The sequence below is a fragment of the uncultured Jannaschia sp. genome (genome assembly GCF_947494055.1).
GTDB lineage: Bacteria > Pseudomonadota > Alphaproteobacteria > Rhodobacterales > Rhodobacteraceae > Jannaschia.
The window spans coordinates 139,530-162,579 of sequence record NZ_CANLTR010000002.1 but is presented as its reverse complement, the minus strand read 5'-3'; the positions used below and the strand labels follow the sequence as shown (position 1 = coordinate 162,579).

The following is a 23,050-nucleotide window of genomic DNA, read 5'->3' as shown; positions in this document are numbered from 1 at the left end:
CGAACCGCGGCCTATGGCCAAATCGGTCCGGCTCATCCGGTCTCCGCCAACTGCGCGCCGGTTTCTGCGATCCGCGCGATCCCTTCTGGAATGTCTGCGGCGGCGATCGAGGAATAGGCGAGGCGGTAATGCGTCTCCGGATCGCGCCCGGGGCCGAAGAACGGGCCCGCAGGCTCGATCAGCACGTCGCAATCCCTGAGGGCCTGCGCGAGCGCCGAGGACGCCACGCCCTCCGGCGCGCGCATCCAGATCGAGGAGCCGCCGAACGTGCCCGTCCCGGCGATCTGCAAGCCATGCGCGGTTATCGCGCGTTCCGCCACCGAACGTCGCTCGCGGAAGGCGCGGGCCAGTCGGTGCACCTGCGCGTCGAGATGCCCGCCGGCGAGGAAGAAGGCGGTCGCCCTCTGCAGATGTCCCGGCACGTGCCGCATGGTGAGCCAGCGAAGCGCGCGGAGTTCCCGGATCAGCGGCTCGGGCGCGACGACGTAGCCCAGGCGCAGGCCGGGAAAGAGCGACTTGGCGAAGCTGCCGATATAGGCGACCCGCCCGCCTCGGTCGAGCGACTTGAGCGCCGGGGCGGGCGCACCGTGAAAGGCGAGTTCCGGCTCGTAATCGTCCTCCACGACGAGGAAGTCGTCGCGCTCGGCGCGAGCCAGCAGCGCCCGCCGGCGTGCGACGGGCATGGTCGCCGAGGTCGGACATTGGTGCGACGGGGTGACGAAGACGACGTCGGCCTCCCTCGGAATGGCGTCGGGCGGCAGGCCGTGATCGTCCACCGGAATCTCTGCGGTCAGGCAACGTGACCGCTCCAGGATCCCGCGCAGGGCCGGATAGCAGGGCCGCTCCATCACCGCGGTCCGGCGCTGGGTCAGCAGGACCTGCGTCAGGGTCCAGAGCGCGTTCTGCGCCCCCATCGTGATCAGCACCTCGGACGGATCGGCGGCGATCCCCCTTCGTGGCAGGATGTGACGGATGATCTGGTCGACGAGGAACGGGTCGTCGCGGCCGTAGCTGTCCTCGGTCAGCGTCCGGAACTCGCGCGTGCCGAGCGCCTGCAGCGCGCATTTGCGCCAGTTCTGGTGGTCGAAGAGCCGCGCGTCGGTCTGGCCGTAGATGAACGGGTAGCGGTAGCGGCGCCAATCCTCGGGCCGGGCGATGATCTGGCTCGCCGGAAAGCGTTGGCCGATCGCGCGCGACCAGTCCACCCGGCTTTCGGACCGCGCGGGCGTCGGCATCGGCGCCGGCTCCGGCGCGCTTTCGGAGACGAAATAGCCCGACCGCCCGCGTGCCGTCAGGTAGTCGCTGGCCACGAGGTCGGTATAGGCCAGCGTCACCGTGATGCGGCTGATCCCGAGATGCCGGGCCAGGCCGCGCGAGGAGGGCATCCGGTCGCCGGGACGGAAGCGTCCGGACAGGACGCCGTTCGTGACGATCTCCTGCAACTGCCGCTGCAGCGTGCCGCGATGGGCGGGGTCGAGGATGAACTGTTCGACGGCGACGACCATGACTGGTCCTATAGCGCCGGAGAACTGGACGGAGAAGCCCTCGGGTTACGGCATCGACCACCCGATAGGCTCGCTCAAAGAGTCGATTTCGAGCATCGTCGTCGAATTGCCGCGGACGTAACGGACGTTGCTGTAGCTGGATTGCCGCGGGTTTTTCGCGACCCGCTGCGACAGCGTGACTTCGAATCGCGCGCCGTCACGGGTATAGATGCCGGACGCCGTGCCGGTCCCCTCGGCCGGGGCGGGGAGCGGGGAGACGGGGACGAAGCCCGTGCGGGCCAGCGCGGAGAGAACCGCCGGATGCAGGTCGGATGCCAGCAGCCCGACGCGTCCCACCCTGCAGCCGAGAAGCCGCGTGTCCCATCTGTCCCTGTTACCGGTCGTCGGCCGCGCGACACCGGATGGAATGCGGATGTCCGCGGTCTTCGTTCGAAATCTTGCGCCGGGGTTCTGACGGAACGGTGCGTTGTAGGAAAAGCCTTGCGCATCGAACGCCTCGGACGCGGTCCGCCAACTGCGCTGCCGGTTGAGGCACCCGTCCTCGAAAGCCGCGAGCACCGGACCCGTTCGTGCGTCCCGCCGTGGCGCGTCCGGCCCCGATGCGACGCAGGCGGTCATCGCCAGGATCGCGCCGATCCGGATGGCGCGGCCGATGAGCCTCGGCAGGTCGAAGGTCTGCGGTCGAATGGGCATGTCGCGTCCTCGTTCTGCTTGCGGTCCGAGATGACCGGGTCGCGGGCGCCCTAGACGTCGATTCTTGCGGAAGTCTTTAAGCGTGCCGCCGGACGCGACCGGGCGGCGAATTGGATCATTCGCCTCGGGCCGGACGGCGGACCGTTCGACCCGAGCGATGCTCAGCGACCGAAGACGCGTCCGAGGGCCCCGTCGACGGCCGCGAGGATGGCGTCGATGTCGTCCTTCGTGGCGATCAGCGCGGGGCTGAAGCAGAGCGTGTTGTTGCGGCCCGGCACGGACCGGTTGGTCGCACCGATGATGACGCCCTGTTCCATGCAATCGGCGACGACGGCCTGCACCATCTTCTCGGGCGCCGGCTCCTTCGTCGTCCGGTCGGAGACGAGTTCGGCGCCGAGGAACAGCCCCTTGCCGCGCGCCTCGCCGATCACGTCGTGCCGGTCGGCGAGCGCGCGGAGTTCGTCGAGCATGTAGTCGCCCATCTTCGTCGTGTTCTCGAGCAGACCCTCGCGCTCGATGATGTCCATGTTGGCCAGAGCCGCCGCCGGGCCGGCCGTGCAGCCCCCGAAGGTGGAGATGTCGCGGAAGTAGTGCAGGTGGTCGTCGGGCGCGTCCTTGAACATCTCGAAGACCCGCTCGGAGGTGACGCAGCAGGAGATCGCCGCGTAGCCCGAGGCCACGCCCTTCGCCATCGTCACGAAATCGGGGCGGATGCCGTAATGCTGGTAGCCGAACCAGGTGCCCGTCCGCCCGACGCCGCAGACCACCTCGTCGATATGAAGCAGGATGTCGTACTTTTCGCAGATCTCCTGCACCCGCGGCCAGTAGCCCTCGGGCGGCACGATCACGCCGCCGCCCGCCGTGACCGGCTCGAGGCAGAGCGCGCCCACCGTGTCGGGCCCCTCGCGCAGGATCACCTCCTCGATGGCGTCGGCGGCGCGGCGGCCGTAATCGGCCGCGTCCTGCCAGCCCTGCTCGTGGGCACGGTACTGGAGGCAATGCGGCACGGCGACGAAGCCGGGCACGAACGGCCCGTACTGGGCGTTGCGCTCCTCCTGACCGCCCGCCGAGAGGTTGGCGATCGTGGTGCCGTGGTAGTCGCGCTCGCGGTATAGGATCTTGGATTTTCGCCCGCCGTGGTGGCGCGCCGAGATCTGGCGAACCATCTTGAAGGCCTTCTCGTTCGCCTCGGATCCCGAATTGGCGTAATAGACGCGCTTCAGCCCCGGCATCGTCGCGATCAGCCGCTCGGCGAAGCGGGACCCGGGGATCGAGCCCGCCGATTGCGCGAAGTAGTTCATCCGCACGAGCTGGTCGCGCACCGCGTCCGCGATCTCTTCCCGTCCGTAGCCGACATTGACCGTCCAGACCCCGCCCGACACGCCGTCGAGATGCTCCTTCCCGCGCTGGTCCCAGACCCGCATGCCCTTGCCCTCGACGATGATTCGCGGATCGTTCGTCTCCAGCGGCTTGTGCGGCAGCAGGTGGTGCCAGACATGGGCCCGGTCGGCTTCGACGATATTGGTCAGGTCGTTCAGCGAATGGTCCACAATTCGAACTCCTCGGCAAATGCGTGCGGCGAGATTAAGCGTCCCGAGAAGCAAAGCGCCAGTTATGCCGCGCCGGTTAGGGCCAGAAGACGCGCGAATTTGAGGCCAGCCGAGCCCTGTGCTTGCCCCGCGCGCAAGCCCGCCTCTACGCTTTCGCTTGCCGCGCAAGGACAGGAATGGTCCGGTGCGGCGACAGGGGGCCGCAAGACGCTCCCGTCTGCAAGCAACCAACCGGGAGAAGCCACATGACGTTCAGATCCACCCTGCTCGGGACCGTCGCCGCCCTGACGGCGATGTCCGGCGCGCAGGTCGCACAGGCCCAGATGGACCAGATCACGGTCGCCTATTTCATGGACTGGCCGCTGCCGTTCCTCGTCTCGAAGAACGACGGCACCTACGAGGAGGAACTCGGCGTCTCGATCAACTGGGTCGCCTTCGATACCGGCACCGCGATGTCTGCGGCGATGGCTTCGGGCGACGTGCAGATCGCCGTGAGCCAAGGCGTACCGCCCTTCGTCGTGGCGACGTCCGCCGGGCAGGATCTGAAGGCCGTGGACGTGGCCGTCAGCTATTCCGACAACGACAATTGCGTCGTGGCGAGCAACCTCGAGATCGACAAGACCAACACGGCGGATCTCGAGGGCAAGCGGGTCGCCGTGCCGATCGGGACGGCCGCGCATTACGGCTTCCTAGCGCAGATGCAGCATTTCGGCGTCGACGTCTCGACGATGGAGATCGTCGACATGGCCCCGCCCGAAGGCGCGGCCGCCTTCGCGCAGGGCGCGCTCGACATGGTCTGCGGCTATGGCGGGTCGCTCGACACGATGAAGGAATACGGCAACGTCCTGCTCACCGGCGACGAGAAGGAGGAAGTGGGCATTCTCGTCTTCGACGTGACCTCCGCGCCGGCCCAGTTCGTGGCGGAAGCGCCCGACCTCCTCGCCGACTTCCTGCGGGTGACGGCCGAGGTCAACGAACGCTGGAACTCGGGCGAGGAGGCGCAGGCCGAGATGCTGCCGATCATGGCGCAGGAGGCGGGCCTGACCGAGGAGGCCGCGATGCAACAGGCCGAGACGTTCCGCTTTCCCACCGTCGAGGAGCAGCTCGGCGAGCGCTGGCTCGGTGGCGGTGCGCAGGACTTCATGCAGGGCGTGGCCGGCGTCTTCACGGAGGCCGGTTCGATCCCCTCGTCGCTCGAGACCTACGAGGATACGGTCGATACCGGTCCGCTCCAGCGGGCGCAGGACGGCTCGTCCTGATCCGAATGTGACTGCGCCGGGACGGTTGCCGCCGTCCCGGCCCGGCGCGACCGCGGCGGGGCTCGACCTCGACGCACACGACCTGATGGGGGAAGACCGGATGAATGGATTGTCCATCGAGGGCGTCTCGATGCGCTTCGACCTGCCCGCCGGGGGGCACGTGCAGGCGTTGCAGGACGTATCGCTCGAACTGGCCGACGGGGAGCTTCTGTCCGTGCTCGGCCCCTCGGGCTGCGGCAAGACCACGCTTCTCAACATCGTCGCGGGCTTTCTCGCGCCGACCGACGGGCGCATCGTGCTGCACGGCAATCGCGTCACCGGCCCCTCGGCCGAGCGCGGGATGGTGTTCCAGCAGGGCGCGCTCTTCGAGTGGATGTCGGTGCGCGCCAACGTCGAGTTCGGTCCCCGGATGAAGGGCATGCCGGCGAAGGAGCGGCGGGACAGCGCCGACCACCTCCTCGACATCACCGGCCTCGGTGCCTTCAAGGAGAAGGCGATCTACGAGCTGTCGGGCGGCATGCAGCAGCGCGTGGCCCTTGCCCGCTGCCTTGCCAACGACCCGGACGTGATCCTGATGGACGAGCCGCTCGGCGCGCTCGACGCGCTCACCCGGGAGAAGATGCAGGGCCTCGTGCTCAAGCTCTGGAAGGAGACCGGCAAGACCATCATCCTCATCACCCATTCCGTCGAGGAGGCGCTGCTTCTGGGTGAGCGACTCCTCGTCATGGCCCCGCGGCCCGGGCGCATCCACCGCGAGTACCGGTTGCCCTTCGCCGAGGCCGGGGTGAACCAGGATCTGCGGCAGGTGAAGAAGATGCCCGACTTCGCAATCAAGCGGGAGGAGATCCTGTCGATGATCTGGGAGATGGAGGAAGAGATCATGGGCCGGACGGAGAACGCCTGACATGACCGGGATCATCCTCCTCGCCATCTACGTCGCGCTGTTCGTGGGCTCGATGCTGGCCGTCGGTTTGGCGATGCGCGGGCGGGAGCAGCACGACTTCACCGCGCTCAAGACCGTGACCTTCGGCGACGAGAGCGCGGTGCGGCCGAACCGCGTCGCCTCGATCATCTCGGTCGTCGTGATCTTCCTGCTCTGGGCCGCGTTCACCGGCTCGAGCCTGTCGCCGCTCCACGTGCCCGGACCCTTCCTGGGCGAGACACGCTTCACCTATACCGCTGAAAACCCGGCGGGGGAGACCGACGACGCGGAGGTCGCGCTCGTCGTCCACGAGCAAGGCGCCGCCGCGGAGGCGCCCGAGATCGCGGAGGGCGACGGTTTCGCGCTGAACGACGCGGCGCAGATCGTGGCCTACCGGACGGAGCTTTTGCGCGTGACCGGCAATGACGGCGAGGGCGCGCAGGTCGTCGCCGTGAACGGCCAGCCGATCGAGGCCGGCGGGACCGTCGCGATCGAGGGCGGCAGCGTCGGCCTCAGCCCGCGCGGCTCGCTCACCGTGACGCCCGACCGCGGCCTGCAGATGGAACCGATCTGGCTGCCCTCGCCGGAACGGGTCTGGGACGCGCTGACCACGATCGCGGTCGAGGGCTACCAGAACGTGCCGCTGCTGGAGCATCTGGGCTTCTCGCTCTTCCGCGTTCTCGTGGGCTTCCTGCTCGGCTCGCTCGTCGGCATTCCGCTCGGCTACGCGATGGGACTCTCGGGCTGGTTCCGCGGCTGGTTCGACCCGATCGTCGAGTTCATGCGCCCCGTGCCGCCGCTCGCGCTCATCCCGCTCGTCATCATCTGGTTCGGTATCTGGGAAAGCGGCAAGATCGTGCTGCTGTTCCTCGCCGCGCTCTGGATCATGGCGATCTCCGCGCGGTCGGGCGTGTCGGGGGTCAGCATTACCAAGGTCCACGCCGCCTATTCGCTCGGCGCCTCGAAATGGCAGATCCTGCGCCATGTCATCATCCCGAACTCGCTGCCCGAGATCTTCACCGGCGCACGGGTCGCGATGGGGGTCTGCTGGGGCACGGTCGTCGCGGCCGAGCTCGTCGCCGCGCAGAAGGGCGCGGGCATGATGATCATCGCGGCGTCCAAGTTCCAGCGCACCGACATCGTCATCATGGGCATCATCCTGATCGGCCTGATCGGCTTCGGCATCGACATCCTGATGCGCAAGGCGGAGAACTGGCTGGTGCCGTGGAAGGGCCGGGGCTGAGCGGCGTCAGGCCGGCCGGAGCATCCGGAGCCAGATCAGCGCGCCGCCGGCGAGGGCGAGGAACGGCACCATCGCGACATTCACCGCCGTCCAGCCCGACACCGCATCGGCCGCGGAGCCCATCAACCCGCCCGAGGACAGCGACGCGATGGTGACGAGGCCGAAGACCATCGCGTCGTTCAGGCCCTGCACGGCCCCGCGCTCGTTGGGCGCATGGTTCGCCGTCAGCATCGCCGTCGCGCCGATGAACCCGAAGTTCCAGCCAAGCCCGAGGAGGACGAGCGCGCCGTAGAAGTTCGCGAGCGCCGTGCCCGAAAGCGCGACGAGCCCCGCCCCGGCCAAAAGCAGCAGTCCGGCGGAGACGACCCTCGTGGTCCCGAACCGCGCGATGAGATGGCCGGTGAAGAAGCTCGGCAGGTACATCGCCACGACATGCGCCGAGACGATATCCGCCGCCGTCCCCGTGCCAAAGCCGCAGCCGACGACGGCGAGCGGGGTCGAGGTCATCACGAGGTTCATCAGCGCGTAGGCGACCATCGCGCAGAGGATCGAGACGAGGATGGCGGGCGATCGCAACAATTCGCCCCGCGTCCGGCCGCGCGGCGCGTCGTGAGCCGGCTTCTCGGGGGTCGGGATGTCGAGGAGAAAGAAGAGCCAGAGCCCCGCGAGGTTCAGCAGCACGATCGTCAGGTAGGTCGTCACGAAGGGCAGGGCCGCCGCCTCCGCCGTCGCCTTGACGAGTTGCGGCCCGAGCAGCGCCGAGAGCAGCCCGCCCGCCATCACGTAGCTGATCGCCTTGGGTCGGAACGTCTCGGACGCGGTGTCGGTCGCGGCGAAGCGGTAGAAGCCCAGCGTCGACATGAAGATGCCCGTCAGGTAGGCCCCCGCGAGGAAGACGAGGAAGCTGCCGAGCCAGAGCCCCGTCGCCGCCAGCGCCGCCCCGGCAGCCCCCGACAGCGCGCCGAGCACGAAGCCGAAGCGCCGCCCGCGCGCCTGCATCAGCGGGCTGATCCAGGGGGCGGTGGTCATCGAGCCGAAGACGATGAGGCTGATCGGCAGGGTCGCGAGGAGCGGCGTCGGGGCCAGCGTCATGCCGGCGAGCCCGCCCATGATGAAGTTCATCGGCAGCTGCGCGCCGAGAATGGCCTGCGCCGCGACGAGCACGACCACGTTGCGCCGGGCGCGCGTGTCGTCGGTCCGGTCGTCGGCGGGCAATGCGGTCGCGAGGGTCATGCGCCGTGCCTACGCGTGCCCTCGCACCGGGTCCAGCGGTGCGATCAGATGCGCGAAGCCCCCCGTTGCGGGGCCCGCCCGCAGCCCGTCCGGAGGCAGGACATTCCCCTCGGCATCCTCGACCGCCCAGAGCGGTTCCCCGTCGGCGCGCAGCGTGGTGGCGTAATGAAACTCGTGGCCCGCCCAGTCGCCCGCGAAAGCGCCGTGCTTCCCATGGAGCCACCGGTAGCCCAGATGGAGGCGCCGCGCGGCGAAGGATGTCTCGAGCCGCAGGAGCCCCGCCATCGCATGCCGCCTTCCGTCCGCGTCGATCATCCCGTCGCCCATCACCATGTAGCCGCCGCATTCGCCATGCACCGCGCGTCCCGCGAGCGAGGCGAGGAACCGCGTGTTGCCGGCGAGACGCCCGGCATGGAGTTCGGGGTAGCCGCCGGGCAGGTAGACCAGATCGGCCTCCGGCGCAGCCTCGTCGGCGAGCGGCGAGAAGGTCCGGATCTCCGCGCCCGCCGCGTGCCAGCCGTCAAGCAGCTGCGGGTACGCGAAGGCGAACACTGCGTCATGCGCGACCGCGAGGCGCTGCGCGGGCGGCGGGACCGGCCGGCGCGTCGCGGCGGGCAAAGGGGCGGCAAGGGATGTGAGCGCCTCGAGGTCAATATGTTCGGCCATCACCCGGGCGGCATGGGACAGGAACGCGTCGATCTCCGGATGCTCGCCGGCCTGCACCAGCCCCAGATGCCGCGAGGGCAGGGCGAGTGCGGGATCACGCGGCACGGCGCCCAGCACCGGCAGCGGACAGGCGGCCCGCAGCATCGCCGCGTGGCGCGCGCTGCCGACCCGGTTCAGGATCACCCCGACCACGCGGACCTCCGGGTCGAACCCGGCGAACCCCGACACCAGAGGCGCGACCGATTGCGCCATCCGCGCCGCGTCCACCACGAGCACGACCGGCAATGTCAGCATTCGAGCGAGGTCCGCCACTGCGCCCCGCCCGTCGGGCGGCGCGCCGTCGAAGAGGCCCATCGCGCCTTCGATCAGCAGGAGTCCCGGTCCGGCGGCCAGCCCCGCAATCATTCTCGGAGGCATGGCCCATGCGTCGAGATTGGGGCAGGGTGCGCCGCTCGCCGCCTCGTGGAACCTCGGATCGATATAATCCGGGCCGGATTTGGCGCCGCGCACGGCGACGCCCCGGTCGCGCAACGCCCGCAGCAATCCCAACGTCACCGTTGTCTTGCCACTACCGGAACTCGGCGCGGCGAGGATCAGGCCGGGCATGGGGGCGTCAGCCCGTCTCGGCCGGGCGACGGAGGTCGAGCGGGTCGAGATCGCGCGGCGGCTCGCCCCGCGCCTGTGCCTGCCAGTCGAGCACCTGCCGCAGCATCACGGCCGCCCCGACGCAGATGATCGCCGGCGGCTCCAGCCCGGCGGCGGCGATGTCCTCCGCCGCGGTCGCGAGCGTCGTCTCGATCGTGCGCTGGCCGTCGAGCGTCGCCGTCGTGGTCACCGCCACCGGCTCCGCGGGCGACCGCCCCGCCGCGATCAGCTTCGCCGCGATGGTCGCGATATGCTTGATGCCCATGTAGATGACGATGACCTGGCTGCCCTGCGCGATCCCGGCCCAGTCGAGCGCGGCCGGCGCTTCGCCCAGCCGGTCGTGGCCGGTCACGAAGGTCACGGACTGGTTCACGTCGCGATGCGTCACCGGGATGCCGGCATAGGCCAGCCCCGCGATGCCGGCGGTGATACCCGGCACGATGCGGATCGGGACGCCGTGCTGCACCAGCGTCTGCGCCTCCTCGCCGCCGCGGCCGAACACGAACGGGTCGCCGCCTTTCAGACGCAGGACGCGCTGCCCGGCGCGGGCGAGTTCGACCAGCCGGAGCGAGATGTCGCGCTGCTTCGCGGACGGCTTGCCGCCGCGCTTGCCGGCATAGACCCGCTCGGCCTGCGGCGCCCAGTCAAGGAGTCCCTCGTGCACCAATGCGTCGTAGACGATCACGTCCGCCTGCCGCATCGCGTTCAAAGCGTGCAGGGTCAGAAGCCCCGGATCGCCCGGCCCCGCACCGCAGAGCCAGACCCAGCCGGGCTTCAGCTCGGGCCAGGCGTGATCGGGAAGGTCGGGCGCACGCGGGTCCATGAACCTTCTATGCCGCGCGGACGCGTCCGAGGAAAGACGCTGCCCGACCATTGGCGGCACGGGGGCGGCATGCGAGATATCATGCATGACCTCTGTGCCCGACAGACCCCTCCGCCGCGGCTGGACCACCGGCGCCTGCGCCACGGCTGCCTGCCGTGCGGCGCTGGAGGGGCTGTGGGGCGGGGCGGTGCCCGACCGGGTGACGATCACGCTGCCGAAGGGCGAGACGCCCACCTTCGACGTGGTGAGCGCGCGGCACGGTGACGGCTGGGTCGAAGCCGGCGTTATCAAGGATGCGGGCGACGACCCGGACGTGACGCATGGCGCGGAGATCCGCGTGCGCGTCGCGGCCTCAGCCGGCGGCGTCGTGTTCCACGCGGGCGAAGGGGTCGGTTGCGTCACCAAGCCCGGCCTGCCGATCCCCGTGGGCGAGCCGGCGATCAACCCGGTCCCCCGCGCGATGCTCGACGAGGTCGTGGCGGAACTCGCCGCGAGCCACGGCCGCGCGCCGGATGTGGAGATCACGATCTCCGTTCCCGGCGGCGCCGTGCTGGCGCGGAAGACCTGGAACCCCCGTCTCGGGATCGAGGGCGGTCTCTCGATCCTGGGCACGACCGGAATCGTCCGGCCCTTCAGCTGCGCCGCCTGGATCGCCTCGATCCATCGCGGGATCGACGTCGCTGTGGCCTCCGGCCTCACCCATGTCGCGGGTTGCACCGGGGCCACGTCGGAGCAGGTGGTGCAAAAGCTGCACGACCTGCCGGACGGGGCGATGCTCGACATGGGGGATTTCGCGGGGGGGATGCTGAAGTATCTCCGCCGCCACCCGGTCGCCCGCGTCACGGTCGGGGGCGGGATCGGCAAAATGACGAAGCTCGCGCAGGGGGCGATGGATCTGCATTCCGCGCGCAGCCGGGTCGATCTCGCGATGCTCTCGAATTGGGCCGGAGCCGACCTGACCGGTTGCAACACCGCGCTGGAGGCGGCGACGCGCGAGCCCGCATTGGCCGGACTCGTGGCGCGGGAGGCCCGCCTGCGTGTCCGCGGCATGATCGAGGCGGAGGTCGACGTCGTGGTGATCGACCGTGCGGGCGCCGTGCTGGCGCATGCGCGCTAGGGTCCTGATCCTTGCCGGAACGGCCGAGGCGCGGGGGGTCTGCGCGGCCGTCCGGGACCGCGACGTTCTGGCGTCCCTCGCGGGGACGACCGCCGAGCCGGCATCGCTCGGCCTGCCCACGCGCAGAGGCGGGTTCGGCGGGGAGACGGGTTTCCGTGCGGCGCTCGAGGATGCCGCGGCGGTCCTCGACGCGACGCATCCCTTCGCCAGCGCGATCACGGCTCGGGCCGTGCGCGTCTGTCGCGAGCTCCGCCGGCCCTACCTGCGACTCACCCGTCCCCCCTGGGCGTTCCGTCCGGGCTGGCGAGCCGCTTCGTCCGCGGCGGATGTCCCCGCGCGGCTGTCGCCCGACGCGCGCGTCTTCCTCACGACGGGGCCGGGATCGCTAGATGCCTTTGCGGGCCGGGGGCTCACGCTCTTCTGCCGCCGGATCGACCCCGCGCCCGACCGAAGCGACGTGACTTGGATCGTCGGGCGTCCGCCCTTCGCATACGCGGTGGAGGTCGCGCTGTTCCGTGACCTGCGGATCACCGATCTCGTGACCAAGAATGCGGGCGGGCCTGCGGCGAAGCTCGACGCGGCGGAGGCTCTCGGGTTAGCCGTCCACGTGATCGACAGGCCGCCGTGTGCCGGCGGGGAGGAGACCCATGACATCGACCGTGCCATCGCCTTCGTCCGGACCCATGCCGCGCCCCGTCCATAAAGCCGGCCGGATCATCGAGATCGACGACGACGTGGCCGAGGGCGCGGCTTGGCTCGCCGCGCGCGACCCGCGCTTCGCCGACGCGCTCGAACGGGTCGGGCCGTTGCCGCTGCGCCGGCGTGCGGACGGGTTCCGGGCGCTGATGGGCGCGATCGTGAGCCAGCAGGTGAGCGTCGCCGCCGCTTCCGCCATCCTCGCACGCTGCGAGGCGGCGGGGCTCGACGATCCGGCGAACGTGCTCACCGCGGACGACGAGACGCTGCGCGCCTGCGGCCTGTCGCGCCAGAAGATCCGCTACCTCCGCGCGCTGGCGGCCCACGGCATCGACTACGAAGCGCTGCGCGAAGGCCATACCGACGAGGTGGTGGCCGTGCTGACGGAGGTGCCGGGGATCGGCCGCTGGACGGCGGAGATCTACGCGATGTTCTCGCTCGGCCACGCCGATGTGTTCGCACCGAACGACCTCGCCTTGCAGGAAGGCGCGCGGATGCTCCTGGGGCTCGAGGAACGCCCGAAGGAGAAGGCGATGCGCGCGATCGCCGAGGCGTGGTCGCCTTGGCGTGCGGTTGCGGCCCGGTTGCTCTGGGCCTACTACGCCGCCGAGAAGAAGCGGGAGGGCATCCGGTGAGCTTGAACCACGAACGCCGGGGGCCCGACGCGCCGAAGCGGCTTGTCATCTTCCTGCATGGCTACGGCGCCAACGCGGCCGACCTGATCGGACTGGCCGAACCGCTGATGCCGCACTTGCCAGAGACCGCCTTCGCCGCACCCGACGCGCCGGAGGAGTTGCCCGGCATGCCGGGCGGGTTCCAGTGGTTTCCGATTCCCTGGATCGACGGCTCCACCGAGGAGGCGGCGATGGCGGGGATGGACCGTGCCGTCGACGACCTGAACGCCTGGCTCGACGAGGTGATGGCGGAGGAGGGCGTGACGCCGGCCGAGACCATCCTCTTCGGCTTCAGCCAGGGCACGATGATGACGCTGCACGTCGCGCCCCGGCGGGCGGAGTCCTTCGCCGGACTCGTCTGCTTCTCGGGTCGGCTGCTCAAGCCCGAGTTCCTGGCCGACGAGGCGGTGACCAAGCCGCCGGTCCTGCTCGTCCACGGAGATGCCGATGAGGTCGTCCCGGTGGAATCGCTGCCGCAAGCGGCCGAGGCGCTGGAAGCGGCCGGGTTCGAGCGGGTCTATGCGCATGTGATGAAGGGCACCGGCCACGGGATCGCGCCCGATGGGCTACAGGTCGCGCTGGCCTTCATGCGGGACGTGTTCGGCATCGCCTGACGGACTGGCCGAGCTTGCCACGCCGATATGCGGATGTCGGAAAAACGTCAGGAATCTGTGCGATCAGACCCCCGGATCTGGGCCCTTGTCAGCACGCGTTCGCTAGATATAGTCCCATCCGAGAGGGCCGCGCGCCCGGGGGCCGGGCGGGCCGCTCTCCGATCAGGGAAGCGACCGGATGAGCCTCTTGACCGTTACCGACACGAGCGCATCCGCGCCTGATTTCCGCAGCGAATTCGTCCGCGACCCCGCCGGGCTCCGTCATTTTCCCGCGCTCGTCCTCAACGCCGATTACCGCCCGCTCAGCTACTACCCGCTATCGCTCTGGCCGTGGCAGGATGCGGTGAAGGCCGCCTTTCTCGACAGGGTGACGATCGTGAGCGAATACGAGGAGGTCGTCCGCTCCCCGTCGATCGAGATCCGCATTCCCTCGGTCGTCGTCCTCAAGGACTACATCCGCCCGCAGAAGGAGGCGGCGTTCACGCGCTTCAACCTGTTCCTGCGCGACGAGTTCCGGTGCCAGTATTGCGGCGCCAGGGGCGACCTGACCTTCGACCACGTCGTACCCCGCGCGCGCGGCGGCATCACCAGCTGGACCAACGTCGTCGCGGCCTGCGGGCGCTGCAACCTGAAGAAGGGATCGCGGTCGCTCAAGCAGGTGGGGTTCACGCTGCGCCGCGCGCCGCGTCGGCCGGGGCCGGGGGAGTTGATGAATCTCGGGCGCAAGTTCCCGCCCAACCATTTGCACGAGAGCTGGATGGACTTCCTCTACTGGGATGCCGAACTGGAGGCGTAAGGTCGCGGGAACAGGCGGGCCGTCAACCGGTTTCCCTCGCAACATGCGAGGAGACGCGAGATGTCCAGATCCGACCTGTCCCGCCGGGGCTTCCTTCATTCCACCGCCGTCGGCCTCGGCGCGCTCGGACTGAGCGCCGGAGCGGCCGGCGCGCAGACGGGATCGGGCGGCACGCCACCGGGGCCTGACCTGCCGGTGGCGCCGACGGGGCGGCCGCAACCCGCGTTGAACGGCCCGAACCCGCGGCCGACCCCGCCCGGCGAGCGCGTGGGCTGGGCGGTCTGCGGGCTGGGCCATTTCGCGCAGAACTACGTCCTGCCGCATGTGAAGGAGGGCGTGGACAGCCGGCTGTCGGGGCTCATCTCCGGGACCCCGGAGAAGCTCGCGGCGGTGGGCGACGCCTACGGGGTGCCGGAGGCGGCGCGGTTCGACTACGACATGGCAGGGCTGGCGGAGGCGGACGACATCGACGTCGTCTACGTCGTCACCCCGAACGCGATCCACGAGGAGAACGTCGTGCGTGCGGCCGAGGCAGGCAAGCACGTCTTCTGCGAGAAGCCGATGGCGACCTCGCCCGCCGCCGGGCAGCGGATGATCGACGCCTGCGCCGCCAACGGCGTGAAGCTCGGCATCGCCTACCGCGCGCATTTCGAGCCGCACAATGTCGAGGCGAAGCGGATGATCGACGCGGGCGAGCTGGGCCGGATTGAGTTCGTCTCCTCGGACCATCACCGGCCGCTCGACCCGGAGGCGACGCAGGACATCTGGCGGATGCGGAAGGACCTGGCGGGCGGCGGCTCGCTGCCCGATATCGGCATCTATGCGCTGAACGGGCTGATCTGGTTCATGGACGAGGTGCCGAACCGCATGATCGCGCAGACCCACGCGCCGCAATACGACGACGACCGCTTCGCCGAGGTGGAGGCGATCTGCAACGTGCTGCTCGAGTTTCCCTCCGGTCGGCGCGGGCAGATTTCCTCGGGCTACATCGCCGACAAGAAGCGCATCGACATCTGGGGCGCGGACGGCGTTGCCGTGCTGGACCCGGCAACGAGCTACATGGGCAACCGTCTGACGGTCTCGACCACGGACGGAACCGAGCAGGTGGCCGTCGACGGCCCCGACGAGCGCCAGTTCTGGGCCGAGATCGATCATTTCAGCCGCCATGTCCGCGACGGGGCGGAGTTGCGGATCACGCCCGAGATGGGGTTGCGCGACCTGCGGCTGATCGAGGCGATCTATGCCTCGGCCGAGCGGGGCGCCTGGGTGGAAGTCGGCCCCGACGGTGCGATGACCGGATGAGATGCGGGTCCGGGGCCGTTCAGACCATCGTCGGCGCGGCCCCGACCCGCGTGGCGAGGCGGCCGACGGTGAGCCCCTGCACGATGATCGAGAACAGAACGACGAAGTAGGTGCAGGTCAGCATCAGCGGCTTCCATTCCATGTCCGGCAACGACAGGACGAGGGCGACGGAGATGCCGCCCTTGAGCCCGCCCCAGGTCATGATCCGCGTGATCCCGTCCTCGAACCCGGTGAAGGGCTTGAGGACGACGACCGGCACGACGACGGCGACGAAGCGCGCCAGCAGATGCAGGGCGATGGCGGCGAGACCTGCGACGACGTAGCTGGCCTCGAAGGCCACGGCGAAGACCTCGACCCCGATGAGCAGGAACAGCACGGCGTTCAGGATCTCGTCGATCAGCGTCCAGAACGTGTCGACATGCGCGCGCGTCTCCTCCGACATGCCGTATTTCGTGCCGACATCGCCGATCAGCAGTCCGGCGACCACCGCCATGATCGGCGCCGAGACGTGGAGCCAGACGGCGAGCTGGTAGCCGCCGAAGGCCAGCGCCAGCGTGATCAGCACCTCGAGCGGCGGATCGTCGATGCGCCGCATGATCCGGTAGGTCAGCCACCCGAGCGCCGCCCCGAGCGCCGCGCCGCCGAACGCTTCCCGCACGAAGAGTTCCGCCGCGCCGCCGAGCCCCTCGCCATGCGCGTCGCCGGTGGGAAATGCGATGCCGACGAGGACAAGGAACACGACGTAGCCCACCCCGTCGTTGAACAGGCTTTCGCCCGCGATCTTGGTCTCCAGCGTGCGGGGCAGGGAGGCCTTGCGCAGCACGCCCAGCACGGCGACCGGGTCGGTGGGCGAGATCAGCGCCCCGAAGACGAGCGCCACGAGAAGCGGCGTGCCGGTGATCCAGGCGAAGCCCAGCCCCGCGATCGCCGTCGACAGACCCACGCCGAGCGTCGCCATCAGCAGCACGAGCAGCCATTCGCGCTTCAGGTCGGCCACCTTGACGTGCAGTGCGCCGGCGAAGAGCAGCAGGCCGAGCATGCCTTCCAGCAGCGCCTCGTCGAACTCGATGCCCCGGACGCCGCCCCGGATCTCGTCGGCGAGGCCAAGCGCGGGCAGGAAGGCGTCGACGACCATCAGCCCGAAGCTCGCGGCCAGCGCGACGATCAGGATGCCGATGGCGGAGGGCAGCTTGAGGAACAGGTAGTTCACCGCGCCGAACGCGCCCGCCAGAACGACGAGGAGGGACGCGATGTGCAGGATGTTCATGTCAGTCCTCGTCGTCGGGAATGTCAAAGCCGGGCGGGGCAAGCTCGAACCCGTCGAATGTGAAGCCCGGTGTCACGGTGCAGCCGACCAAGGTCCAGTCGCCCAGCCCATGCGCGGCCTGCCACCGGCCGGGCGGGACGACGCCCTGCATCGCGTGCGCAAGAGGATCGGGGCCGAGGGTCAGGCTGTGGACGGGTCCGGTCTCGCCCTCGGCGATGCGCAGGGCGAGCGGCGCGCCGGCCTGCCAGAACCAGATCTCGGTCGCGTCGATCCGGTGCCAGTGGCTGCGCTCTCCGGCGCGGAGCAGGAAATGGATCGCCGTGCCTAACGGACGGCCGCCGGCGGGCGCGCCCGCCCAGGTCTGGCGGTACCAGCCCCCTTCCGGGTGCGGCGCGAGGTCGAGCGCGGCGATGATGTCATCCGCCTTCAAGCCGCCCCCCGTTCGCGCCAGAGGATGTAGAGCCCGGTCGCGATCGTCACGCCGATGCCCGTCATCGCCATCGGATTTGAGAAATCGCCGAACATCGCCAAGCCGATGATCGCCGCCATCGGGATCTCGAGATATTGCATCGGCGCGACGGTCGAGGCCGGCGCGTAGCGCAGCGACCACGTCATCATCAGATGCGCCAGCGTCCCGAGAAGCCCCATCGTCAGCAAGAGCGGACCATGCCCGGCGACCGGTGCGAGGTCGAACAGGCCTGTTCGCGGCACGAATGCGTAGAGGAGGGCGAAGCCCGCGATCGCCATCGTTCCCGAAGCGGCCTGCATCGCCAGCGGGTCCGCCTCCCGCGCGACGCGGCGGGTGACGAGCATGAAGGCGGCGAAGACGAAGGCCACGCCCAGCGGGTAGAGGGCCGGCCAGCCGACCGCCGCGAAGCTGGGTTGCACGACCAGGAGCGTGCCCGAGAAGCCGATGGCGCAAGCCGTGAGCCGTCGGGGACCGACTTCCTCCCCGAGCAGGAAATGACCGAGGAGAAGCAGGATGAAGGGCATCACGAAGGCGATGGCGATGGCATCGGCCAGCGGCAGCCAGATCAGGCCCGTCACCATCAGCCAGATCCCCACGATCTGCAGCAGCGTGCGGGCCGCGGTCAGGGTCCAGCCGAGCCGCGACATCCGCCAGCTCTGCCCGGTCGCGTAGACCAGCGGGGCGAGCAGGACCGCCTGAACGAGAAACCGGATCGCGACGAGCTGCAGAACGGGAAAGTCCGCCGTCAGCAACTTCGACACCGCGTCCGACAGGGGGGCGAGCGCGCAGAAGCCGAGCATGAGCGCGACGCCCAGGGACGGGCGGTCGATCCACGGCGCCGTCCGGTCGGTCACGCCGTCGGCAACCGCAACCGGGCTACGGTCCCGTGGCCGAGCTTGCTCTCGATCTCGAAGGTGCCGCCGGAGCGGTTCGCGAAATCCATCACCATGGCGAGGCCGAGTCCCGACCCCTCGCCCGGTGCCTTGGTCGTGACGAAGGGTTCGGTCGCGCGAGCGAGGACCGACGGCGCCATCCCCGGTCCGTCATCGGTGACGACGAGCAGGATCCAGGGTGCGGTGTCGGATGGCGCGGAGGGGGAGCTGATTGACTCCGCCGTCAGGGCGATGGTCCCGCCATGCACGCTCATCGCGTCGCGCGCGTTGACCACGAGGTTCAGCATGGCGGCCTCGCATTGCGACGGGTCCGTATGGATCCACAGCGGCCCGTTCGCCTCGATCACGAGGGTGACGTTGGCCGGCAACACGCGCCGCGCGAAGTTGCCGAACTCTTCGAGGAAGGGCGCGAGGTCCAGAAGCCGCGTGTCGCTCGGCGCGCGCCGGCTGGCGTCGAGGAGGCGCCCGACGAGCCGGCCGCCCCGCTCGGTCGCCGCTCCGATCTCGCGCAGGAGTGGCGCGCGCTCGGAATCGGGCACCTCCCCCAAGAGGTCGATATTGCCGCGCATGACGGTCAGCAGGTTGTTGAAGTCATGCGCGATCCCGCTGGTCAGTCGCCCGACCGCCTCGCCCTTCTGGGCATGGGCGAGCTCCTCGGTGCGCGCCGAGAGCCGGGCACGCGTCCTGGCCGTGTTCAGCACCATCGCCCCGAAATAGACCGTCACCAGAAGGCTCGATGCGTGCAGGAAGATCAGCTCGGAAGAAGTCATCCCCTTGCTGTAGCCGATACCCGCGACCGTCAACTGACCGCCGAGACCGACGATGATCACGCCGATCCGCGCCGCGTCCTGCGACCGCGTGTCGTGGCCGATGCAATTCAGCGCCTGGCCGAAGACGAGCAGACCCGCCGACCACGCCGCGGAATCCGTCGGCCAGAACGCGTTGACGACGGCGAAGGCACCGAAGGCGAGGATGGTGACGCCGTGATGCGCCAGGAGTCCGATCAGCATCTGGTTGGTCACGCGGGCCGCCCGGTGAACCTTCGCCACGTGCCGGACATAGGTGAGGTCGGAGAAGAAATAGATCGGGGCGATCAGCGCGACCCAGGGCGATCCGTCGAAATAGAGCATCAGCAGCACGCCGATCCCGATCAAGCCGAGTCGCAGCGGCCGGCCAGCCGCCTGCTCCTGCTCGACGGCCAGGAAATCCGCCACCCGACGGCGGAACTGCCGATCCTTCAGGGTGGGTGCGTGCAGCATGCGGCGGCTCCGATCAACCGAAGGTTACCATGCGCCCTACGCTACGCAAGGGTGGCGTCCCGAGCCGAGTAGCGCGCCGGACCGCGCTCACGAGCGCAGGATCGAACGACCGGCATAGCGAGCCGTCGTGCCAAGCGACTCCTCGATGCGGATGAGCTGATTGTACTTCGCCAACCGGTCGGAGCGCGCCAGCGAGCCGGTCTTGATCTGACCGCAATTCGTGGCCACCGCCAGGTCGGCGATGGTCGCGTCCTCGGTCTCGCCCGAGCGGTGCGACATCACGCAGGTCATGCGGTTGCGATGAGCGAGGTCGACGGCCTCCAGCGTCTCCGAGAGGGTGCCAATCTGGTTGACCTTCACGAGAAGCGAGTTCGCGGCACCGCGCTCGATCCCGTCGGCGAGGCGCGCGGGGTTGGTGACGAACAGGTCGTCGCCCACGAGCTGCACCCGGTCGCCGAGCGCCTCGGTCAGCGCGACCCAGCCGTCCCAGTCGTCCTCCGACATTCCGTCCTCGATCGACAGGATCGGGTAGTCCCGCACCAGCGCGGCAAGGTAGTCCACGTTCTCGTCCGAGGAGAGCGTCTTGCCTTCGCCCGCGAGGTGGTAGGCGCCGTCGTGGAAGTATTCCGTCGCCGCGCAATCGAGCGCCAGCATCACGTCGTCGCCCGGCGCGTATCCCGCCTTCTCGACGGCCCGCAGGATGAAGTCGAGCGCATCGCGGGTGGAGGAGAGGTCGGGCGCGAAGCCACCCTCATCGCCGATGCCTGTGGACAGGCCCGCGGCGGAAAGCTCGCCCTTCAGCGTGTGGAAGATCTCCGATCCCATCCGCACGGCCTCGGCCACGGTCTCGGCCGCGACCGGCATGATCATGAATTCCTGGATGTCGATCGGGTTGTCCGCGTGCTCGCCACCGTTGACGATGTTCATCATCGGCACCGGCAGCGTCCGCGCCGAGGTGCCCCCAATGTAGCGGTAGAGAGGCAGAGCGCTCGCCTGCGCCGCGGCCTTGGCCACCGCCATCGAGACGCCGAGGATGGCGTTCGCGCCGAGCCGGCCCTTGTTGTCGCTTCCGTCCGCCTCGATCATCGCGGCGTCGATCGCTTCCTGCTCGGTGGCATCGAACCCCTCGATCAGTTCGCGGATCTCGCCGTTCACCGCCTCCACCGCGCCAAGCACGCCCTTGCCCTTGTAACGGGACTTGTCGCCATCGCGCCGCTCCACCGCCTCGTAGGCGCCCGTCGAGGCGCCCGAGGGCACGGCGGCCCGCCCGAGCGTGCCGTCCTCGAGCGTCACGTCGACCTCCACCGTCGGGTTGCCGCGGCTGTCGAGGATTTCGCGGGCATGGATGTCGGTGATCGTGAACATGATGGGGCTCCGGACTGCTGACGTCCGAGCCTTATCCGTCGCCGGCGAACTTGGAAAGCCGCAGCCGGCATCCGTTGCATCCGGCCGTCATGGTCCCGCGCCTTCGCGTCCGGAGCCCGACCCTTGTCAGTCGCCGTGCTTCCGGCGGATGCCGAACAGTTCGAGCCGGTGCCCCTTCAGGTCGTAGCCCAGCCGGCGGGCGATCCGCTCCTGCAGCGCCTCGATCTCGGGGTCGACGAACTCGATGACCTCGCCGGTCTGCAGGTCGATGAGATGGTCGTGGTGATCGCGCTCCGCATCCTCGTAGCGGGCGCGGCCATCCCCGAATTCGCGCCGTTCCAGCAGGCCCGATTCCTCGAACAGCTTGACCGTGCGATAGACGGTGGCGACCGAGATGTTGGGGTCGCGCGCCATCGCCCGCGCATGGATCGTCTCGACATCGGGATGGTCGTCGGACGCGTCGAGCACCTGCGCGACGGTGCGGCGCTGCCCGGTAAGGCGCAGGTTCTGCGCTTCGCAGCGGTCGAGGAGGGAGGGAAGCGCAGTCATGGGCCTGTCCTAGCCGGCGCCGCCCTGCCGGACAATCATGTCCCGCAGAACGTCCGCGTCACCCGCTCCGCGCCCGTCGCCGGCCGGCGATAGGGCGCATTCGCCTCGGTCTCGCTCCAGGGGTCGGCGAGCACCGCGTTCAAGGCATGGAACGGAGCATGATCGCCGCGATAGGCCGCGGCGATCGCTTCCTCCACGCGGTGATTGCGCGGGATGACGGCCGGGTTGGCACGAAGCATACTGGACGGGTCGGGGTTGCTCGACTGCCATTCGCTGAACCATTCGTCGAAGCGTCCGGCAGCCACGAACTGATCCCGCGCTCTGTCGGGCGCCGTGGCGAGCGCGCGGAAGGTGTTGGTGAAATCCGCCTGCCCTTCGCGCATGATATCGAGAAGCCGCATGGCGAGTTCCATGTCGTCCAGGCCGATCTTGGCGGCCATGACCTCCGTCCAGGCCTTCTGATAGAGATCCCGGAACCCTTCCAGAACCTCGGTCGCCTCCGCCACGGCCGCCTCGCGTTCGCCCATCAGCGGCAGGAGGGCCGTGGCCAGTTGGGCGAGGTTCCACAGCGCGATGTCGGGCTGCTTAGACCACGCGTAGCGGCCGAACTGGTCGATGGAGGAGAAGACCGTGTCGGGATGGTAGGCCTCCATGAAGGCGCAGGGCCCGTAATCGATCGTCTCGCCCGAGATGGTCATGTTGTCGGTGTTCATGACCCCGTGCACGAAGCCGAGCCCCATCCAGCGCGCGACGAGGCTGGCCTGCTTCGCCATCACGTGTCGCAACAGCCCCACAGGCCCCTGCGCCCCGGGCGCGTGGCGCGCGATGGCATGGTCGAGCAGGGCTTGCAGTCCCTCCGTGTCCTCGCGCGCGGCGAAGATCTGGAACGTACCCACGCGGATATGGCTCGACGCGACACGGGTCAGCACGCCGCCGGGCAGACGGCCCTCCTGACGCAGCACTTCCTCCCCCGTCGTCAAGGCGGCGAGCGCCCGCGTCGTCGGCAGGCCCAGCGCGTGCATCGCCTCGCTGACGACGTATTCCCGGATCACCGGCCCCAGCGCCGAACGTCCGTCGCCCATCCGCGAATACGGCGTGGGCCCGGAGCCCTTGAGTTGCAGATCGAACCGGCGCCCCGCATGGACGTGCTCGCCCAGGAGGATTGCACGGCCATCGCCGAGCTGCGGCGACCAGCCGCCGAACTGGTGCCCGGCATAGAGCTGCGCCAGCGGGTCCGCGCCCTCGGGCACGCGATTGCCGGCGAAGACGTCGCTTGCGTCCCGCAGGGTTTCGGGGTCGAGCCCGAGCTCGCGGGCCAACGCTTCGTTCAGTGCGACCCAACTCGGAGACGCGACCGGAGTCGGGTTCATCTTCGTGTAGAACCGGTCGGGCAGGCGGGCATAGGAATTGTCGAAGGCGAACATGAAGGCCCCCTTTCTGGTCGAAGAGCCAACGCCGCGCAGCGCCGATGGTTCGGTTCCGTCTTTGCTTCCGAAATATCCCGGAGAGC

At 69.4% G+C, this 23,050-nt stretch carries 22 protein-coding genes; 9 read left to right on the top strand and 13 right to left on the bottom strand.

The genetic code is table 11. From position 1 onward, the window contains the following. Positions 1-32 precede the first annotated feature (32 nt). The 3 genes from Q1A87_RS02780 to Q1A87_RS02770 form a co-directional block, all read right to left on the bottom strand. On the bottom strand, positions 33-1,505 hold the full coding sequence (locus Q1A87_RS02780) for a PLP-dependent aminotransferase family protein (RefSeq protein ID WP_299646816.1): 1,473 nt from the start codon (positions 1,503-1,505) through the stop codon (positions 33-35). 45 nt (positions 1,506-1,550) lie between these two features. Continuing rightward, positions 1,551-2,198, bottom strand: a complete 648-nt coding sequence (locus Q1A87_RS02775) for a hypothetical protein (RefSeq protein ID WP_299646814.1) — start codon at positions 2,196-2,198, stop codon at positions 1,551-1,553. A gap of 161 nt (positions 2,199-2,359) precedes the next feature. Then, positions 2,360-3,751, bottom strand: a complete 1,392-nt coding sequence (locus Q1A87_RS02770; protein WP_299647104.1) for an aminotransferase class III-fold pyridoxal phosphate-dependent enzyme — start codon at positions 3,749-3,751, stop codon at positions 2,360-2,362. A 242-nt stretch (positions 3,752-3,993) separates the two neighbouring features. On the opposite strand from Q1A87_RS02770, the gene Q1A87_RS02765 reads away from it, so the two are divergent. The 3 genes from Q1A87_RS02765 (at position 3,994) to Q1A87_RS02755 (ending at position 7,172) form a co-directional block, all read left to right on the top strand. Then, positions 3,994-5,007 (top strand): ABC transporter substrate-binding protein, encoded by a 1,014-nt coding sequence (locus Q1A87_RS02765; RefSeq protein ID WP_299646812.1) that lies wholly within the window; start codon positions 3,994-3,996, stop codon positions 5,005-5,007. Positions 5,008-5,107: 100 nt separating this feature from the next. Then, positions 5,108-5,911 (top strand): ABC transporter ATP-binding protein, encoded by an 804-nt coding sequence (locus tag Q1A87_RS02760; RefSeq protein ID WP_299647102.1) that lies wholly within the window; start codon positions 5,108-5,110, stop codon positions 5,909-5,911. A 10-nt stretch (positions 5,912-5,921) separates the two neighbouring features. Beyond that, positions 5,922-7,172 carry an ABC transporter permease subunit gene (locus tag Q1A87_RS02755; protein WP_299647100.1) on the top strand — a complete coding sequence of 417 codons (1,251 nt, stop codon included), beginning with the start codon at positions 5,922-5,924 and terminating at the stop codon, positions 7,170-7,172. A 6-nt stretch (positions 7,173-7,178) separates the two neighbouring features. Here the strand turns inward: Q1A87_RS02755 and Q1A87_RS02750 are convergent, their stop codons facing one another. From Q1A87_RS02750 to cobA, 3 genes are read right to left on the bottom strand one after another with little or no spacing between them, the layout of a single operon-like run. Continuing rightward, positions 7,179-8,405: an MFS transporter gene (locus tag Q1A87_RS02750; RefSeq protein WP_299646810.1), complete on the bottom strand. Its 1,227-nt coding sequence runs from the start codon at positions 8,403-8,405 to the stop codon at positions 7,179-7,181. A gap of 9 nt (positions 8,406-8,414) precedes the next feature. After that, a complete protein-coding gene (locus Q1A87_RS02745) occupies positions 8,415-9,677 on the bottom strand; it encodes a cobyrinate a,c-diamide synthase (RefSeq protein WP_299646808.1) in 1,263 nt (420 codons plus the stop codon). Between the two features lie 7 nt (positions 9,678-9,684). After that, positions 9,685-10,539 carry a uroporphyrinogen-III C-methyltransferase gene (gene cobA, locus Q1A87_RS02740; RefSeq protein ID WP_299646806.1) on the bottom strand — a complete coding sequence of 285 codons (855 nt, stop codon included), beginning with the start codon at positions 10,537-10,539 and terminating at the stop codon, positions 9,685-9,687. An 85-nt stretch (positions 10,540-10,624) separates the two neighbouring features. Here cobA and Q1A87_RS02735 point away from each other — a divergent pair, with 85 nt between their 5' ends. The 6 genes from Q1A87_RS02735 to Q1A87_RS02710 all read left to right on the top strand — a co-directional run bounded on the left by Q1A87_RS02735 (position 10,625) and on the right by Q1A87_RS02710 (position 15,738). Then, complete coding sequence (locus tag Q1A87_RS02735) at positions 10,625-11,656, top strand: cobalt-precorrin-5B (C(1))-methyltransferase (protein ID WP_299646804.1); 1,032 nt, start codon at positions 10,625-10,627, stop codon at positions 11,654-11,656. Beyond that, complete coding sequence (locus Q1A87_RS02730) at positions 11,646-12,359, top strand: precorrin-6A/cobalt-precorrin-6A reductase (RefSeq protein ID WP_299646801.1); 714 nt, start codon at positions 11,646-11,648, stop codon at positions 12,357-12,359. The genes Q1A87_RS02735 and Q1A87_RS02730 overlap by 11 nt, the downstream gene beginning before the upstream one ends. Then, positions 12,340-12,987 carry a DNA-3-methyladenine glycosylase 2 family protein gene (locus Q1A87_RS02725; protein ID WP_299646799.1) on the top strand — a complete coding sequence of 216 codons (648 nt, stop codon included), beginning with the start codon at positions 12,340-12,342 and terminating at the stop codon, positions 12,985-12,987. Before Q1A87_RS02730 ends, Q1A87_RS02725 begins: the two co-directional genes overlap by 20 nt. Next, the gene (locus Q1A87_RS02720; RefSeq protein ID WP_299646797.1) at positions 12,984-13,640 is read left to right on the top strand and encodes a prolyl oligopeptidase family serine peptidase; all 657 of its coding nucleotides are present in this window, start codon (positions 12,984-12,986) and stop codon (positions 13,638-13,640) included. The genes Q1A87_RS02725 and Q1A87_RS02720 overlap by 4 nt, the downstream gene beginning before the upstream one ends. 178 nt (positions 13,641-13,818) lie before the next feature. Next, a complete protein-coding gene (locus Q1A87_RS02715; protein WP_299646795.1) occupies positions 13,819-14,436 on the top strand; it encodes an HNH endonuclease in 618 nt (205 codons plus the stop codon). 60 nt (positions 14,437-14,496) lie between these two features. Next, a complete protein-coding gene (locus tag Q1A87_RS02710) occupies positions 14,497-15,738 on the top strand; it encodes a Gfo/Idh/MocA family oxidoreductase (RefSeq protein ID WP_299646794.1) in 1,242 nt (413 codons plus the stop codon). Positions 15,739-15,757: 19 nt separating this feature from the next. Here Q1A87_RS02710 and Q1A87_RS02705 read toward each other — a convergent pair whose 3' ends face one another. The 7 genes from Q1A87_RS02705 to Q1A87_RS02675 all read right to left on the bottom strand — a co-directional run bounded on the left by Q1A87_RS02705 (position 15,758) and on the right by Q1A87_RS02675 (position 22,964). Next, positions 15,758-17,005, bottom strand: a complete 1,248-nt coding sequence (locus tag Q1A87_RS02705; protein ID WP_299646793.1) for a sodium:proton antiporter — start codon at positions 17,003-17,005, stop codon at positions 15,758-15,760. A 1-nt stretch (position 17,006) separates the two neighbouring features. After that, on the bottom strand, positions 17,007-17,435 hold the full coding sequence (locus Q1A87_RS02700; RefSeq protein ID WP_299646792.1) for a cupin domain-containing protein: 429 nt from the start codon (positions 17,433-17,435) through the stop codon (positions 17,007-17,009). Next, positions 17,432-18,328: a DMT family transporter gene (locus Q1A87_RS02695; RefSeq protein WP_299646791.1), complete on the bottom strand. Its 897-nt coding sequence runs from the start codon at positions 18,326-18,328 to the stop codon at positions 17,432-17,434. Before Q1A87_RS02695 ends, Q1A87_RS02700 begins: the two co-directional genes overlap by 4 nt. Continuing rightward, complete coding sequence (locus Q1A87_RS02690) at positions 18,325-19,626, bottom strand: ATP-binding protein (protein WP_299646790.1); 1,302 nt, start codon at positions 19,624-19,626, stop codon at positions 18,325-18,327. Before Q1A87_RS02690 ends, Q1A87_RS02695 begins: the two co-directional genes overlap by 4 nt. Before the next feature lie 87 nt (positions 19,627-19,713). Beyond that, positions 19,714-20,991 carry a phosphopyruvate hydratase gene (gene eno / locus Q1A87_RS02685; protein WP_299646789.1) on the bottom strand — a complete coding sequence of 426 codons (1,278 nt, stop codon included), beginning with the start codon at positions 20,989-20,991 and terminating at the stop codon, positions 19,714-19,716. Between the two features lie 126 nt (positions 20,992-21,117). Then, positions 21,118-21,540 carry a Fur family transcriptional regulator gene (locus Q1A87_RS02680; RefSeq protein ID WP_299646788.1) on the bottom strand — a complete coding sequence of 141 codons (423 nt, stop codon included), beginning with the start codon at positions 21,538-21,540 and terminating at the stop codon, positions 21,118-21,120. A 35-nt stretch (positions 21,541-21,575) separates the two neighbouring features. Next, positions 21,576-22,964, bottom strand: a complete 1,389-nt coding sequence (locus Q1A87_RS02675) for a protein adenylyltransferase SelO (protein WP_299646787.1) — start codon at positions 22,962-22,964, stop codon at positions 21,576-21,578. Positions 22,965-23,050 lie beyond the last annotated feature (86 nt).